General features: G+C 43.3%; 15 protein-coding genes. 6 read left to right on the top strand and 9 right to left on the bottom strand.

The window, feature by feature from the left end:
- Positions 1-2 precede the first annotated feature (2 nt).
- The 4 genes from nikC to ABEW32_RS18335 form a co-directional block, all read right to left on the bottom strand.
- Positions 3-857 (bottom strand): nickel transporter permease, encoded by an 855-nt coding sequence (gene nikC / locus ABEW32_RS18320; RefSeq protein ID WP_430190242.1) that lies wholly within the window; start codon positions 855-857, stop codon positions 3-5.
- Positions 854-1,798, bottom strand: a complete 945-nt coding sequence (gene nikB, locus ABEW32_RS18325) for a nickel ABC transporter permease (protein ID WP_430190245.1) — start codon at positions 1,796-1,798, stop codon at positions 854-856. Before nikB ends, nikC begins: the two co-directional genes overlap by 4 nt.
- A 1-nt stretch (position 1,799) precedes the next feature.
- Complete coding sequence (gene nikA, locus ABEW32_RS18330) at positions 1,800-3,335, bottom strand: nickel ABC transporter substrate-binding protein (protein ID WP_430190248.1); 1,536 nt, start codon at positions 3,333-3,335, stop codon at positions 1,800-1,802.
- A 204-nt stretch (positions 3,336-3,539) separates the two neighbouring features.
- Entirely contained in the window at positions 3,540-5,003 is a 1,464-nt protein-coding gene (locus ABEW32_RS18335; protein WP_180361628.1) for a DHA2 family efflux MFS transporter permease subunit, read from the bottom strand.
- A 136-nt stretch (positions 5,004-5,139) separates the two neighbouring features.
- Between ABEW32_RS18335 and ABEW32_RS18340 the strand changes: the two genes are divergently transcribed.
- From ABEW32_RS18340 to ABEW32_RS18350, 3 genes are all read left to right on the top strand, one after another.
- Complete coding sequence (locus ABEW32_RS18340; protein WP_430190251.1) at positions 5,140-5,709, top strand: TetR/AcrR family transcriptional regulator; 570 nt, start codon at positions 5,140-5,142, stop codon at positions 5,707-5,709.
- Between the two features lie 196 nt (positions 5,710-5,905).
- Positions 5,906-6,157, top strand: coding sequence for a YolD-like family protein (locus tag ABEW32_RS18345; protein WP_063210480.1), 252 nt, complete (start codon positions 5,906-5,908; stop codon positions 6,155-6,157).
- A gap of 37 nt (positions 6,158-6,194) precedes the next feature.
- Complete coding sequence (locus ABEW32_RS18350) at positions 6,195-6,401, top strand: hypothetical protein (RefSeq protein ID WP_017427005.1); 207 nt, start codon at positions 6,195-6,197, stop codon at positions 6,399-6,401.
- Positions 6,402-6,527: 126 nt separating this feature from the next.
- On the opposite strand, the gene ABEW32_RS18355 is transcribed toward ABEW32_RS18350, so the two are convergent.
- Positions 6,528-6,857 carry a DUF3817 domain-containing protein gene (locus tag ABEW32_RS18355; protein ID WP_430190254.1) on the bottom strand — a complete coding sequence of 110 codons (330 nt, stop codon included), beginning with the start codon at positions 6,855-6,857 and terminating at the stop codon, positions 6,528-6,530.
- A 329-nt stretch (positions 6,858-7,186) separates the two neighbouring features.
- Here ABEW32_RS18355 and ABEW32_RS18360 point away from each other — a divergent pair, with 329 nt between their 5' ends.
- Positions 7,187-9,226 (top strand): fibronectin type III domain-containing protein, encoded by a 2,040-nt coding sequence (locus ABEW32_RS18360; protein ID WP_430190257.1) that lies wholly within the window; start codon positions 7,187-7,189, stop codon positions 9,224-9,226.
- A 110-nt stretch (positions 9,227-9,336) separates the two neighbouring features.
- On the opposite strand, the gene ABEW32_RS18365 is transcribed toward ABEW32_RS18360, so the two are convergent.
- Positions 9,337-10,218 carry a helix-turn-helix domain-containing protein gene (locus ABEW32_RS18365; protein ID WP_430190260.1) on the bottom strand — a complete coding sequence of 294 codons (882 nt, stop codon included), beginning with the start codon at positions 10,216-10,218 and terminating at the stop codon, positions 9,337-9,339.
- A gap of 185 nt (positions 10,219-10,403) precedes the next feature.
- On the opposite strand from ABEW32_RS18365, the gene ABEW32_RS18370 reads away from it, so the two are divergent.
- Together ABEW32_RS18370 and ABEW32_RS18375 are read left to right on the top strand one after the other, a co-directional pair.
- Positions 10,404-11,435 (top strand): quercetin 2,3-dioxygenase, encoded by a 1,032-nt coding sequence (locus ABEW32_RS18370; protein ID WP_290409959.1) that lies wholly within the window; start codon positions 10,404-10,406, stop codon positions 11,433-11,435.
- 10 nt (positions 11,436-11,445) lie between these two features.
- Positions 11,446-12,783: an MFS transporter gene (locus ABEW32_RS18375; protein WP_430190263.1), complete on the top strand. Its 1,338-nt coding sequence runs from the start codon at positions 11,446-11,448 to the stop codon at positions 12,781-12,783.
- 222 nt (positions 12,784-13,005) lie between these two features.
- On the opposite strand, the gene ABEW32_RS18380 is transcribed toward ABEW32_RS18375, so the two are convergent.
- Genes ABEW32_RS18380 through ABEW32_RS18390 form a run of 3 tightly spaced genes read right to left on the bottom strand, consistent with a single transcriptional unit; the run spans position 13,006 to position 15,841 of the window.
- Complete coding sequence (locus ABEW32_RS18380; protein ID WP_430190266.1) at positions 13,006-14,394, bottom strand: HAMP domain-containing sensor histidine kinase; 1,389 nt, start codon at positions 14,392-14,394, stop codon at positions 13,006-13,008.
- Positions 14,385-15,044 (bottom strand): response regulator transcription factor, encoded by a 660-nt coding sequence (locus ABEW32_RS18385; RefSeq protein WP_430190269.1) that lies wholly within the window; start codon positions 15,042-15,044, stop codon positions 14,385-14,387. Before ABEW32_RS18385 ends, ABEW32_RS18380 begins: the two co-directional genes overlap by 10 nt.
- Before the next feature lie 38 nt (positions 15,045-15,082).
- On the bottom strand, positions 15,083-15,841 hold the full coding sequence (locus ABEW32_RS18390) for a lantibiotic immunity ABC transporter MutG family permease subunit (protein WP_430190273.1): 759 nt from the start codon (positions 15,839-15,841) through the stop codon (positions 15,083-15,085).

Genomic DNA, 15,841 nt, shown 5'->3' on the forward strand with positions numbered 1-15,841 from the left:
GTTCACTCCTCTGTCCGGGTTTTAACATCATAACGGTCGCGCAGTTTGTCTCCACACACGTTTGCTAGTAGCACCGTGAGCACGACAGCTATGCCGGGACCCAGCATTAAATGGGGAGCCATTTGAAAATATGCACGCCCTTCATTCAACATCGTGCCCCATTCGGGAATGGGCGGCTGAGGGCCTAAGCCCAAAAAAGATAGAGAGGCGATCATTAAAATGATTTTGCCGATATCCAGCGTAGACAGCACCAGTACATTCCCAATGGCATGGGGCAGAATATGCCGCATGACAATTCGCAGGGAGGAGGTACCTGCCAAGATGGACAGCGCAATGTAATCCTTTTGCTTTTCAGCGAGAACGGTACTGCGTACCAGTCGGGCATAACCAACCCATTTTACTGCAGACACCGCGAATATAAGATTCCCTAAGCCTGGTCCAAGCAGGCCGCTTAGTACAATGGCAAACATATAATCCGGCAAAGTCATGAAGGCATCGACCACACGTTGGAATACACGATCCACCCAGCCTCCAATAAATCCTGACAGCAGACCGAGGGGGACCCCGACAACCAGTGAAACGATCAAAATCAACAAACTGGTTCCGACTGTCGTCCGTAGTCCTGCTATGACTCTCGACAACACATCTCTACCCAAATGATCAGTTCCCAGCCAGTGCATCGTGCTGATCGGTTGAAGTCGACTTCCCATCTGAATATGATACGGGTCTTGCGGAGCTAGGAAGGGTATGACTGTAATGGCTGTAAAAATGAACAGGATGGAGAGTGATCCGATCCACGCTTTGGACAATTGCGTCCTGGTAAACGGCCTGTTTTCCGCATGTACGGATTTTATCATGATAAACGTTTCTCCTTCAAAGCAATTTCAGGGTTGACCCAACGGTAGGACAGCTCTACTAAGATATTGAGACATATAATGAATATGGCCATAAAGATTGTATAGCCCTGTATGATGGGATAGTCTCTTGCGGCAATCGCATCCACAATCCATTTGCCAAGCCCCGGATAGGCGAATAGCACTTCGATCACCACCGTACCTCCCAGTAGGCTGCCTATGCTCTCGCTGAATACCGTAATGAGTGGAACTAAGCTGTGGCGGAACATGTGTCTGAAAAAAATGCGAACCGGACTGATTCCACGGGCTTGCGCCGCCTTGATAAAATCCTGTCCTGAGCTTTCAATCAGACTTGCGCGAATCATTCGTACATAAACAGCCGCCATTGCCAATCCGAGGGTAAGGGAAGGGAGCACTAGATGAAAGACGGTTCCATTACCCATAGACGGCAAAATACGCAATTTAACCGCAAACCATTCGATAAACAAAAGCCCTAACCAAAAGCTGGGAATGGATGAGCCGACTAAGGCAAACACACGACTGGCACTGTCGATCCAGCGGTTACGGTACAGCGCGGACATGGTTCCCAGCGGGAGAGCTATTAGCAACATAATGAACAGGGAGCCTCCAGTCAGGAGGAGTGTGTAGGGCAGTTTTTCTATAAACTCTGTCAGGACCGGACGATGGGTTAAATAAGATTGTCCAAAATCCAACTGTAGCAACTGAACCAGCCACTTACCATATTGCACAGGTAATGGCTGATCCAGTCCCAGCTGGCTCCGCATATCCGTAATTTGTTGATTGGACACAGCTACGTCATCTACTCGAAGAATGCTCCGGACGGGATCACCCGGTACAAGCTTAAGCAGACAGAAGCTCACAAAGGAAAGAATAAGAAAAAACAACATAAGCTTCAGAAACTTTTTGGCAATGGATTGAAACATGCTAGTTCACATCCAGATCCTGGGTCAGCAGATAGTATTCACTTTGGCTAGTTACCCAGTTATGTACGTAACTACGATAGGCCACTACGTTGTTTGGATGAACGAGAAAGGATTGCAAATTTTCTTGATCAATTAGCGTGATAGCCTTTAGCGCCAACTTGTTGCGCTGCTCTTCATTGACGGTTGTGTTCAATTGCGTAATCATACGCTCCAGTTCTGGTACATGCACACGACCGTAATTCAGTGCTCCCTCCGGCATATAAGCCGCATTCAGGAAATAGCTTGCATCGCCACGCGGAGCTGTAATGTTGCTGTAAGTCGCCAAATCCCAATCCTGATGAGCGGCCAGATATTCATCGATATTATCAACCTGACGGATATCAATCGTGATGCCAAGCTCTTTAGCGTTAGCCTGAATTAGCTGTGAAATGAGTGGGAGCTCCGCTCTGGACTGGTAGGTTAACAATGTAAAATGAAGGGGTGAACCATCAGGATTCGTAACTTTTCCGTTCTGTACTGCATATCCAGCCTCTTTAAAGCCTTCTCGCGCCGCATTCAAATCGAACTTTTTCGTGATATATTCCGGTGAAAAAGGAAAGTCCGGCAAGAACGGACCTTGAGCAGGGGTTCCCTGACCAGACATGATACCGTTCGCAATCTCATCCCGGTTGATTAGATTATCGAATGCTTTACGCACAGCTGTTTTTTTCAGATCATGATTGTCCATATTGAAAATAAGCTGGTGCGTTCGCAGGCTAGGAAGAGAGTCAACCTTAACGGTAGCATCAGCTTTCAAGAGCTTCAAACTTTCAATAGGCGGACGATACACAATATCTGCTGTTTGAGCTTGAAAAGCAAGCTGACGTGCATTGGCGTCTTCGTTAAACATGAACTTGGCATGTTTCAGCTTTACTTCACCGTTCCAATAGTGGTCGTTGCGCTCCAAATCCAGTTCACTTCCGGCACGGAAACTGGCAACCTGGAACGGCCCCGTTCCCGATGGGAAGTCACCTGTGGCTGCGGTGTCCATAATTGCGGTATTCGGATGAACCAGCTCAGATACAAATTCCGGGAAGGGCTTGTCCGTCGTAATGCTCAAGGTCTGCCCTTCTGCATGAATATCACGGATATGTAGTGCATTTTTGACCGATGGATTGAGCTTTATCGCTCTTTCCAGAGAGGCTTTGACAGCTGCGGCATCTACGGCTTTACCGCTATGGAATTTCACGCCTGGTCGGATGCTAAAGGTCCAGTGTCGCCCGTCCTTACTATCCCATTTCTCTGCAAGCCAAGCTTCCAGCTTGAGATCCTTATTCACTTTGATCAGTGTTTCATTTACTCCAGCACGAACGGCTGTGTAATTAATATCTGTATGAGGATCAATAGAAGGGCTTTGCACGTTGAACAATAAGGTGACACTTTTATCTTGTGGTGCCGTAGAGGATGTGGATGTAGTGGATGGAGATGAAGCACAGGCTGTCATCATCACCGCCATTACCGCAGGGATACATAGTTTGAAATATGAACGTTTAAACAACAGGGAGTCCTCCTTAATAGTAATCGTAATTTTTACGCTTTACTCCGTGAGTCATATCGTAACCAAATGAGGAGGATTTGTAAATATGTAATTATATGAATACCTATCTAGATTCGTAAAAAAAGGCTGCTTAACCATAAATGAGATGGTTAGCAGCCTTTAAATTTATTCAGCTATTATATTTGGAATAAAAATAATGGTTAATTAGTGCATGGGTGCTTTAGCAGTGCCATGCTCAACATGAACTCTGCGAATGAAAAACGCAAGGATCAGACCGATCACGCTGATGACCATTGCAAAGAAAAATGAATTCTGAGATCCGATTACCATGGCTTTAGCCATTTCATTAACGGATTGAGGCATGCTGGATTGGCTCAAATAGCTGTCCATGCCTTTGGAGAGAATACTTACCGCTACGGCAGTACCGATTGCACCAGCGACTTGCTGGAGTGTACTCATAATAGCCGTTCCATCTGGATATAGATCCATAGGCAGCTGATTTAGGCCGTTTGTTTGAGCTGGCATCATAATCATAGAAATACCGATCATCAAGCAACTATGAAGCACAATAATGAGTACGAGAGTGGATGTCGTTGTAATGCCTGACAGGAAAAACAACACAGCAGCTACGATTACAAGTCCTGGAATCACAAGCCATTTGGGACCGAATTTATCGAATAAGGAGCCCATAATAGGCGACAAGAGACCGTTGATAATCCCACCGGGCAGAAGCACCAAACCTGCTGTTAAAGCGGACAAGGCCAGCCCTTTTTGCAAGAACAGTGGAAGAATCAGCATCGTAGAAAGGATCGTCATCATACATAAGAACACCATGATAACGCCGATCACAAACATTGGATATTTAAATACACGCAAATTTAGCATAGGTGCCTTCATTTTCAACTGTCGTACAGAGAACAAAATCAACGATACCACACCGACAATCACAGGAAGCAAAACAACCAAGCTGGTCCAGCCTTCGCCACCTTCTCCGGATTTACTGAAACCAAACACGACACCGCCGAAACCAATGGAAGATAGGATAATAGATAAAAGATCAATCTTGGGCTTGGTCGGTTCTGAGACGTTCTGCATAAACAAAATACCGCAGATCAGCGAGAGTACCAGGAACGGAAGAGAGATCCAGAAGATCCAGTGCCAAGATAAATTTTGCAGTACCAACCCTGCAATCGTAGGCCCTACTGCAGGTGCAAACATAATAACCAATCCGATAATTCCCATAGCCGCGCCTCTTTTTTCAGCAGGGAAGATAATTAAGATGGTGTTAAACATTAACGGCAATAACAGTGCTGTACCAATGGCCTGCAAAATGCGTGCGATCAATAACACTGAAAAGGTAGGGGCAAGCGCCGCAACGAGACAACCAGCTATTGAGAACAGCAACGATGCCACAAACAGCTGTCTTGTAGTAAAGGTTTGAAGCAGCAATCCCGATACAGGCACCAAAATACCAAGTGTCAGCAGATAAGCGGTAGTCAGCCATTGAGCTGTTGCTGTTGTAATATGCAAAATCTGCATCAAATCATTCAACGCAATGTTAAGTGCCGTTTCACTGAACATTCCAATAAAGCCACTAAGGAGCAGGGCAATCATAATAGGTAGCACCTTGAACGTTTTGGGTTCAGAGGGTGAACTTGTTTGACTCATTGTACTCATGTTGTTTTTGTTCCTCCAATAAATTAATGGGTATTGAATTATAGCGATCGGTCTATATATAATAAACATGTTATTATTTTTTTGTCAAAGTAAAAGTTTAAATATTATATAATGAAGGATGCTGTGTATGGCTGCTAAACCCGAATCATATGAAAATATCGTACAAACGGCGTCGAGGCTCTTTTTTCACCAAGGGTATCATGCGACCGGTCTGAGTCAGATTCTTGCGGAGAGTGGATCACCGAAGGGATCACTTTATTATTATTTTCCACACGGTAAAGAAGAGTTGGCTTTGGAGTGCATAAGAAGAGGGAATGAGCATATTAAGCAAAAATTAAAAGAGGCACTGTGCGGAAACGAAAATCCTGTAGTAGCCATTCAGGATTTTATTCGTCATACAGCTGAGGAGGCAGACCGTCTCGGCTTTGACAGCTTCATGCCAATTGGCTTCTGGGCTGCTGCGGAAACTTCCTGTATTAGTGAATCACTACGTCATGCCTGTGTGAATACATTTACAGATTGGCAGCACATCTATATGGAACGCCTTCAGGAATCAGGCTTGGATGAGGAGAAGGCACACAGTCTGGCGGTACTGATCATTTCGATGCTTGAAGGTGCATTAATTTTGGCCGTTACGCAACAGAGTAGTGCTCCTATTTATAACATTGTGGATTACATTCCGCAGTTGGTCAAATGACTTAGCTGTTCAATTTTCAAGCGCCCAAACGAGCTCCAACAAGTGACTTTATAGAGTCGATGTTTTCATTATTGAGAACTCGGCTTTTTGGTGCATCTTGGTACTTAATTTTACTCACATTACCAGTACCAAATGATGAAAAGTATGGTAAAATGGAATGAATTTTGATTTTTCACGAAAGGAAGAGTGATAGCAAGTGGCGAAAGCGAAGGTACCCAAACGACCTACTCGGGATGAATTCGTATTAGAAGAAATCGGGAATCAACTTGTCGAAGCACAACAAGAGCAATCCGAGGTTGTATTGACTGTATGGGGACGCGAGGAAACAACCCGCGGACAAATCGTTAAAATGGACCCGAGAACAGGCAAGGTTCATGTAGAGAGCAATGGAGAAACGGATAAAGTTCCTTTTATGGATATCATGAGTGTAAATTACCCGAGAGATTAGTTGTGATTACATAAATATAGCAGAAAGGGATGAAAGAATGTCAAAGTTAGGCGTCTCCCTTACAATCGGTATTTTTATGATCATCTTTTCAATGATTTTCGGTTTTAAAGTATATATAGTTGTTTCTGCTGCTATGTTCGGACTTTTTGCTTATCTAGCTATAGCAGGATATCTCAAACGTAATAACCAGGATGATCCGTCAAATGATGGCTATTATGAATTTTTGGAAAATGTCAGGAACTAATAATTATTATTCATGAATAAAAAAACAACCGAGTGGTTTACAGCCATCGGTTGTTTTTTTATATTCTGCTATATAAGTGGTAAAGAGAACACCGCATGGCTGCGTTGACCTAGGCCTCGTAAATGTTTATGTAGCTTTTACCGGGCTGGCATGACTGGTACGGGCTTCGGCTTTCTTAAGCACCTTACGATCGAAAATGAAAGGGCCGAACGGCAACAGCGAGGCAATCAAGGCTGCAAGCCCTTGCAGCAGCGTAATTTTACGAAAAATCAGCATGACTACAGTTGCAACCACATAAGCCACAAACAGTACCCCATGGATCATTCCCACCCAGCTGACCATTTGTGGCATTCCAGCTGCGTATTTAAGTGGCATAGCAATACATACAAGCAGCAGATAAGAAATCGCTTCAATATTACCAACGACACCAAATATCTTAAAAGCATTTTTGAACATAATACATCTCCTTTTTCTATTACTTAAAATTTAATATATCCTAAAATGCAAAGCGATTAAACGGTAGAAAGTTACGATATATCGAATATTTACAGCTAGCTCTTAATATTTCCTGTGATTCCCGGGTTACAACGCCCGAACTGTTAGACTGAGGGCAAGAAAAAACTGAGGTCTAAACATTTGGTATGGAAATTCCGATAACAGTTAAATGAACGTCTGTACGTTATGGTGTATATTTCAAAAGCTGGATTACAGCAGAAGGGTTTGTAAGTTTACTAATTCGTTTTGACAAATAAAATTTCCATACTGGTATCAAGGAGAGTATAGCTATGAATAAAAAACGTTTGCGTCAATGGATGGCTCCGTTCGCAACCGCCACACTGATTTTGAATACGGGATACGGCATTTTGGGACCCGATGCAGTGGCTAGCGCGTTGCCGGCTGAAAGGCATAACTCAAATCTGACAGGTTTGAATAGTGCACAGTCACATACCAAATTAGCAACCGTTCAAGGGCGCCAAATGCCGATCACTTCTGGCACGAAATTGACTTCGTTAACTGGTCAGAAGACCAATCTTAACCAAATGATAAAAGTAATGTCGAGCCAATTGGTTGCTTCGAATATTGCGCCAGCAGATGTAAGCAATCTGGCTGCGACTCCTACCGAAACAACAAAAGTAAATTTGACCTGGTCTAATCCCACGGACATTAATTTTGACCACATAAAAGTAGTTAATGTCACTAACGATGTATATGTGGATAACATTCGAAGCAACTCGTATATGATGAGCGGTTTACAGCCGAATACGACATATACCTTTCGCGTGAAAACGGTGAACAAGAGTGGAGACGAATCTCTAGGTACGACAATACAGGCTAAAACGGCTTCCGTTGATGGGCCTGTGGATAAGACACCCCCAGGAGAAGTAAGCGGGCTGACAGCGACGAATATAGGATATAATGGATTTACCATCAATTACATATTGCCTAAGGATGCTGATTTAAGCCAAGCGATTATTTATTTAAATGGTACTGAAATTCAGAAAACCACAGGCACGTCTTACACGTTTAATGTCTTAAATGCTGCTACAGCCTACAATGTAACGGTCAAAACGATAGACAAATCCGGAAACCTGTCTCAGGGAGTTAGTATTCCCGTTACAACGTCTTCAGTTTCTACCGATATCGTGCCCGATGTGACAGGTGCTTCAGTGACATCAGTCAATAACTATAGTGTTACTGTTTCCTGGACAAGACCCAGCGGAATTAGTACGGTTAGTCTGTATAAGGATGGGCAACTGATTACGGATTCAACAGGATCATCCTATACATTTAACAATCTTTCGGCAAGCCAGACATACACGTTTACGATAAAATCTAAGCGAAGCACAGGTACGTTGTCTTCCGGTGTAAAACTGACTGCCACAACGGACAGTACGTCCTCCAATTCGTCAGAAGTGTCCAATCTTGAAGTCGATAGCAAAAGTGACACTTGGATCAAAATCACCTACGATATGCCGAGCAGAGCAGAGAAGGTGAAGATATATGTTGATGGCGATTATAAGGGAACTACATCCTCAGAATCCTATAAAATTACGGATTTACGAGAGGGACGCTGGTATGAGATTAAGGTCATAACCGTAAATAGTAGTGGAAGGGAATCTAGTGGTGTAAAGATATCCGAACGCACGAATTCGGATGGTTACTATTCTTCGTCTTCAAGTTCATCAAACTATGAGAAAGCGAGAGATTTGATGCGAATTGCGGAGAACAGTCTCAATGCGTCCGACTGGCGTTCTGCAAGAGATGCGATTAGTGATCTGCCAACCGGTACACGTAAAAGCGATCTGCTGGATCGACTAGAGGCTATTCGCAATAGGGCACTAGGCACCAGCAGTTCATCGTCTGGCACTAGCTCTACTACAACCACTTCCGGTACTACGACGAGTTACACGAACAATGCGGTTGCTTCATATTCAACATCGTTCACCCTAACACCAGGAGCTAAAACAGCTTATGTTGATGGTCGGGCTACAACGATAGCTCAGGCGCCAAAAATCATAAATGGGGTAACGATGGTCCCGTTACGCTTTATCAGTGAACGGGTGGGTTACGATGTAAACTATGAAAAAGGCACCAAAAAGATCATTCTGAATCGTCCTACAGACGGCAAACAAATAGTACTTCAAGTCAAGAATTCCACACTTGCTGTATATGAGTTAAACAACTCCCGGAATTATTCGACGAACATCACTGCTCCGGTTATTGTTAACGGCTACACGCTGGTTCCATTACGAGTCATCAGCGAGCTTTCGGGTTATCAGGTAAACTATAATGCTACATCCAAACAAATTACGATTGCCAAATAAATACTTCTGCAAAAAGAGTTCTAAAGTAAAAAGCTTTAGAACTTTTTTTATTAGGAAATGTATATGGACATGCGAAAAAGGCGCTTTTAGACGCCCGTAAGATCTACGCATTACTGAATATTCGAACAGGCATGAAAGCGAAATTCATGAGGGGTTAATCCACATCGTTCCTTGAAGATTCGATAGAAATATTTCATATCATGAATACCAACTTCAAGTGCGATCGTTTGAACGCTCCAATGAGTATCTAATAGTAAGCTACAACTCTCGTGAATACGAATATCCTGCAGCATTTTGGTGTAGGTCATTCCGCTGGCTTGTTTAAATTTGCGTTGAAATTGCCGTGAGCTAATTAAGAATTGCTTGCAAATTTGGTCAACAGACAACGGATTTTTATAATTTCTGGTTATATCATCAATCGCATATTGAATGGGATCGATTATGGTTGGCTTGGAAACATGAGCTACTTGTTGCATGGCATGGCTGATATGTTCTAATAAATCAATTAAGTATAAATAAAGTTTATATCTAAATCCGGTGGATTTACATTTTTGCTCCATTTCAATAGTGTACATAATTTTAGCAAATTCTTTTGCGTTTTCTCGAACTTGAATATAGTCAGTACATTCCCGAAAAAGAAGAGCCAAACGATAGAAATCCTCTTGAATTTGGCTATCAGCAGGCTCTCCGGGCAATGTTAGTATTTGCTTGTCAAAAAGACAGTTCATAACCTCAAGCGGTGTATGATCTGTTGTATTACTCTGAACAAAGAGATGTTCTTTTCCATAAGGGATAAAAATAATATCTCCCTTGGAGACGGGCAACGTTTGTGTAGAAAATTTTAGTGTGCCGATACCTTCCTTGATATAAGATATTTCGTAAAAATCATGAGCGTGTTTTTGAATATTTCCCTCTATTTGAATAGGACAAAGAGAAATTGGAGTCCCATTTGTGAAATTATGGTCTAGATAATATGCCTCTTCGCTAACCAATGCGATCCCCTCCTTTGTTGGTAGAAAGCACACCATTTTTTAGTCATAAATTTTATTATATCAATTTTTAAGATGTATTCAATTGGTACAGGTCGTAATTGCCCATAAGCTGTCGCTCATGACCATTTAAGTGAAAAATCGAAACCATTAAAATTTTAAATATAAATACAAAGGAGGATAACATGATGAGTGTTAGTTTAATTACAGAGCTTCCAGAAGAAAAAATGCCATATTTGCTGCGTAGCGGGGATGGAAGAAAGTATGTATTTGGTCAACAGGTAGCTACTGTTATTGCCGATTTTAAAAGCACTGGGGATGTACTCGAATTAACGACGATTTCAGGTGGGAAAGGAGAGACCTTTCCGCTACACAGACATAAAGATGCTTTTGAATCTATCTATGTAATGGAAGGTAAAATTGAATTTATGCTCGATGGAGTGAACTATTTGTTGACTGCCGGAGACTATGTTCATATCCCTCCTGGAATCGCACATGCGTATCGAATGGCTGGACATCGAAATCGCTTTGCTTCCTATTCGATTAAAGGTAATCTCACAGCAATCTATGAGCTTTTAGGAGAGCCGTATCCTTACTTTGAACATCCAACCACAGCGATGAATTCGTATTCTGAGAATCAATTGACGGAAGCTTCCAATAGAGCAGACATTGTATTCCTTCAAGATGCTGTTCAATGGGGGGAGTATAACTCGCCTGAAGAAAGCCATAATCCAAGAAGCGTAGCTCCTTATGTTCTGGAAAATGGAGAGGGAGACCGGTTGCTCACAGGAGACCAGCTTCACAGGATTCTAGCTACTCAAGAAAATACGAACGGGGAATACATTTTTGTAGCTTCTGATGGCCCGAAAGGAGACCCCATTGTTGAACATTTTCATAACCACCATACGGAAACTTTCTTCTGTGTGCAGGGACAAATGACGATGTGGGCAAACGGAGAAGAAGTAAAACTATTCCCTGGAGATTTTCTTCATGTACCTGCAGGAACACTTCATTCGTATAGACTGGACTCTCATTATACGAAAGTCGTAGGTATGTTGGTGTCTGGATTGTTCGAACCTTTCTTCCGGGCATTGGGTGAACCGCACGAAACATACACCTTTCCAACAGAACCAGGCCCGCTCCGTATGGATCGTGTGATGGCTATTATCGACGAACTTGATCTGAACGTGGTGGCTAAATCTCCGCTCGATCGTAAGTAGGGAGGACGCAGTGTCAGTTAACAATCGCACCAAACAATCTGAGTCCTATGCTATTATCTGGATACTCGCATTTGCAATGGTGATTTCAGTGATGAATTCTACCATGTTTAATGTTGCGCTACCTTCACTACGCGAAGAATTTCAATTATCCTCTTCCCAAGTAAGCTGGGTTGTAACAGCATATATCATTATTTATGCTATTGGATCAGTGGCTTACGGAAAATTGGCGGACATGTTTAGGTTGAAGAACCTAATTACCTTTGGATTATGTTGCTTTGCGCTAGGATCTATAGTTGGCTTCTTTTCTTCTAATTATTGGATGGTTATTGTAAGCAGAATTTTCCAATCCATTGGAGCATCTGTTGTTCCGGCCTCATCCATGTTGATCCCGATTCGCTATATATCTATCGCAAATCGTGGCAAGGCTTTGGGGATTACTTCTGCCGGAATGGCTTTAGGGACGGCAATAGGTCCAATTATTGCTGGTTTTGTTATTGGATTCGCAAGCTGGCGTTACCTATTTTTAATCTCATTTTTAATAATTGTTATCATTCCTTTTTTCAGAAGGTATTTAATCAATGAAGCACCTTCAAAAGGAAAAGCTGACCTCATAGGAGGTATTTTGCTTGCCGCTTCCATTACGCTGCTGCTGCTCTCCATTACTGGTCACAGCTGGAGCTATTTCGCGGCTACGATCCTCATATTCGTATTGTTCATTATTCGTATTAACAAAACAGATGAACCCTTTATTGAACCGACACTCTTTAAAAATACAAGATATACGATAGGGTTGATTATCGCTTGTATGGTTCTTACCCTTAATTTATGTGTTCCGTATTTGATACCGCAGGTGCTGAGTTCATTACATCACTTGTCCTCTATAAACATAGGGCTCGTAATGTTTCCCGGTGCTTTGATTGCTGCATTGCTTGGGCTGGTAGGTGGGAAAATCGCGGATGCAAAGGGCAACCGCTTTGTATTCTCGTTGGCTTTCCTATTCCAAGTGATAGCATATCTTATATTAGGTATTTTTACAGAGGCGGCCCCAGCAGTTATTGCGATCATTTTAATCCTAGCGAATACTGGGTTAACGTTCGCTCAGATTACAATGGCAAACACCATTTCTCGAACATTAAGCGGTAAGCAAACCGGAGTTGGTATGGGTATCTATATGATGGGAAGCTTTATGGCGGGGGCTATCGGGACGTCTATTTTAGGATCCGTACTTGATCAAGGAGCACAAAGTCAAAGTGTGTTCAGCTCTATTTTTTGGATTATGGGCATATGGATCATAGGATTTGCCATTCTTTATTTTTCAGTTTTCCGTAAAAAAGCAACATTCGTTTAGCAACACATACAGTAATCCAATAACCACGTTCCTTATAATAATCGCCATAGCCTGTGCCAGGAGTGTTTTCATTCCGATGGCAAAATGATAAAACGCTACTGACCTTCGTATGTCAGTAGCGTTTTATATCGTTTCAATAACAAACGAGGAAGAGGGGGGAACTTAGGAAATCGATCCAACCTAATAGCTACTACTTATTTGGGTGGTTTTAACTTTAGGTCATCAATGCACCGATGGTATCTCAATGCTTACTTGTCCGCCGCCTGTCTGGGTAGAGTTGGCGATGATCAACTGTCCGCCATGTAGGTTCACAATGGATTTTGTTATATATAGGCCCATACCGTAATGTCCACTTAATCTTCTGGACGAATCACCCATATAAAATTGCTCCGCTGCTTGTTTGAGGCCTTCAGGAGAGAAGCCCGGGCCTTCGTCTACGATGCTGAACCGCATACATTCTTCCACAGACTCTACAGTCAGCCGGATTTCGCTATTTTCTGGTGCTTGATCTACCGCATTAGAAGCAACATTCATGATGGCCCGATCAAGCAGAACTGGGTCTATATACAACGTCTTTGGAAGGTTAAATGCAGCTAATGCTACAGATATTTTTTTGACAGCAGCCAGAGCCATTACCTGATCTTTCATCTTCGATAGATAGAAGTCAGTATCCATTGTTTCCGCTTGTAGGGTGGCTACAGTTTCTGCTTTTGACATTTCAATAAGCGTCTTTATATACTGCTCCATTTGCCTGATGCTCTCCGATATATAATCGGTATAGTTCTTTTGCTCCTCAGATTGCTCGGTTTCGGACAAAAGCTCTACGTTTCCGCGAACGATAGTGAGAGGTGTTTTGATATCGTGTGCTAGGGCGGATATTTGCTCACGACGTGATCTTTCGAGATTCCATTGTTTCTGAAGCGAAGTCTTTAACGTTTCTTTCATTGTATCCATAGAATGGAGGACCTGATCGATCTCCATCACACCACTGAGCTGAATTGAGAAGTCCAGGTCCTGTGCTTGAATTTGCTTTGTAGCTTGCTGCAATCCACTCATTTTGCGTGTAAGCTTTCGTCCGAAGGAGGAAGCCAGTAAGGTGCCTCCTCCCAGAAAGGCGATGCAGAACACGGCAAAAAAAGTCAATTCTGCATTCGGCAAATACTGACGCAGGATAGGAGGTTCAAACTGAGCCGAGACAGAATAGCGCATCACAGTAACTTTATTATGATGTGAGACTTTTACATAGTTATAGGGAAATTGATAAGCCGTATCGTTCTGCTGCGTAACACTCCAAGCGGCTTGAGCCTGCTTTTCAGAAAGGTTTCCTTCAATGAGGAGGCCTTCCGAGGTGAATAATGCGTATTTATACAGTTTCTGCCGAGAATCCGACTGTAGGGTCTTGCCAGCTTCGATGATTGTCTTGTCCTCCCGTACCTGGTTCTCAGCATAGTTCGCGGGAAGAATGGCCCCACAAGACATCAGGATATAGAAGATGAGGACGAGAAACAGAGCAAGCGCAATCGTTCCGATACAGAACATAACTAAATAACCCAGGAAAATGGTTCGTAGTTTGGTTGTCTTGCGTGCTCGCTGTACTTTTGCTACTTCCATCGGTACCCGATCCCCCAAACTGTCTCCACTGGCGAAACCTCTACTTTGCCAAGCTTGGCCCGGATATTTTTGATATGCTCCACAATGGTGGAGGAATCGCTGTCCCCATCAAAGCCGAAGACGGATTCGTAAATCTGTTCTTTAGAGAATACCTGGCCCCAGTTCAGAGCTAGAAACTTACATATCTCATATTCACTTTTGGTAAATGGGATTACAGCATTTTGAACAGTGATTTCCTTACCCGACAGATTGAAATGAACTTCCCCAATGCAGAATACATTCCGGCGTTCACGATGCTCCCGTCTAAGATGAGCGTTGATTCGAGCGCGCAGCTCTCCAGCCCCAAACGGCTTGACAATATAATCGTCAGCTCCTTCCCCAAGACCCAACATTACATCGTTCTCCATGGATTTTGCTGTGAGGAACAGGATCGGACAATCTACCTTGCTGCGAATTTCCCGACAGAGTGCGAACCCGTCCATGTTAGGCATCATCACGTCAAGCAGGATGAGATCAAAAGCTCCAAGCTGCATGGTGAGAACCTGTGGGGAGGCGGAGACCACCGTGACAACATGGCCATCTTTCTGCAAAATATTTTGAAGGAGTGCCAAAACGGCAGGTTCATCATCAACGGCCAACAAGTTTGCCATGCTTAATTCACTTCCCTTTGCTTTCTTTACTCTAATCTTTACTCCGATGAGTTTTGTCCTTCCCAACGACAAATCCATAACCCTAATAATACCATGATGACGAAGGTCCCTACTACGCAATATCTGATTCCCCAATCAAGCTGTATAGTTTCAGGGATAGAATCTGCCGGGCTTACGCCGTATTGCACCCAGATGGTGATGAACCGGGCCGCCCAAGCAGGGGGGATGAATATCCAATTATGATCACCCAGCCCTGTGAGGAGCAAAGCAGACAATAGACTCTCCATGATGCCCAGACCGATAGAAGCCCCCTTGCCGAACCGCAAACTAATGAAAAAATGCAGAAAATAAAGGAACACACAAGACATAAACAGGATGCAGGCAGCCAACACATAGAACTTCAAGCCATACGGGGACTCTTTCATAAGATATATATAGGCAGCCCCAAAGCCACCTGAGGCAAGCAGCACACTGCCAAATCCCAAGCATAGGAGCAGGCTAAGCTTGCTCAAAAAAGGCAACAGTTTCACTGGCGAGGTTAAGAGGTGCTGGAAATTTCCAGCGACTGATTCCTGCTCAACAGCAATCGAGCAGACAATACCAATCATGATAGGAAGAGCCACGGCCAGGACCTGCAAATAGCCGTCCACCTTCGAAGTCGGTGAGTACGGAGTGAAGGAATAATAGGCTAGAAAGATTGCTATGCCCAGGAGTGGCACAAGCAGCTGTACTAGCAATAAGGGTTGCCTTCTAAGTTTAAGCGCATCAGATTTCAGATTGCGAAGAAAAGATGTCAT

It is taken from the genome of Paenibacillus jamilae, from assembly GCF_050482105.1.
Lineage (GTDB): Bacteria > Bacillota > Bacilli > Paenibacillales > Paenibacillaceae > Paenibacillus > Paenibacillus jamilae_B.

What these genes read in the sequence shown, in the direction of transcription:
- nikC (WP_430190242.1), bottom strand. Translation starts at nt 857, where the DNA reads ATGATAAAATCCGTACATGCGGAAAACAGGCCGTTTACCAGGACGCAA.
- nikB (WP_430190245.1), bottom strand. Translation starts at nt 1,798, where the DNA reads ATGTTTCAATCCATTGCCAAAAAGTTTCTGAAGCTTATGTTGTTTTTT.
- ABEW32_RS18335 (WP_180361628.1), bottom strand. Translation starts at nt 5,003, where the DNA reads ATGAGTCAAACAAGTTCACCCTCTGAACCCAAAACGTTCAAGGTGCTA.
- ABEW32_RS18340 (WP_430190251.1), top strand. Translation starts at nt 5,140, where the DNA reads ATGGCTGCTAAACCCGAATCATATGAAAATATCGTACAAACGGCGTCG.
- ABEW32_RS18350 (WP_017427005.1), top strand. Translation starts at nt 6,195, where the DNA reads ATGTCAAAGTTAGGCGTCTCCCTTACAATCGGTATTTTTATGATCATC.
- ABEW32_RS18355 (WP_430190254.1), bottom strand. Translation starts at nt 6,857, where the DNA reads ATGTTCAAAAATGCTTTTAAGATATTTGGTGTCGTTGGTAATATTGAA.
- ABEW32_RS18360 (WP_430190257.1), top strand. Translation starts at nt 7,187, where the DNA reads ATGAATAAAAAACGTTTGCGTCAATGGATGGCTCCGTTCGCAACCGCC.
- ABEW32_RS18370 (WP_290409959.1), top strand. Translation starts at nt 10,404, where the DNA reads ATGAGTGTTAGTTTAATTACAGAGCTTCCAGAAGAAAAAATGCCATAT.
- ABEW32_RS18380 (WP_430190266.1), bottom strand. Translation starts at nt 14,394, where the DNA reads ATGGAAGTAGCAAAAGTACAGCGAGCACGCAAGACAACCAAACTACGA.
- ABEW32_RS18385 (WP_430190269.1), bottom strand. Translation starts at nt 15,044, where the DNA reads ATGGCAAACTTGTTGGCCGTTGATGATGAACCTGCCGTTTTGGCACTC.
- ABEW32_RS18390 (WP_430190273.1), bottom strand. Translation starts at nt 15,841, where the DNA reads ATGACATCTTTTCTTCGCAATCTGAAATCTGATGCGCTTAAACTTAGA.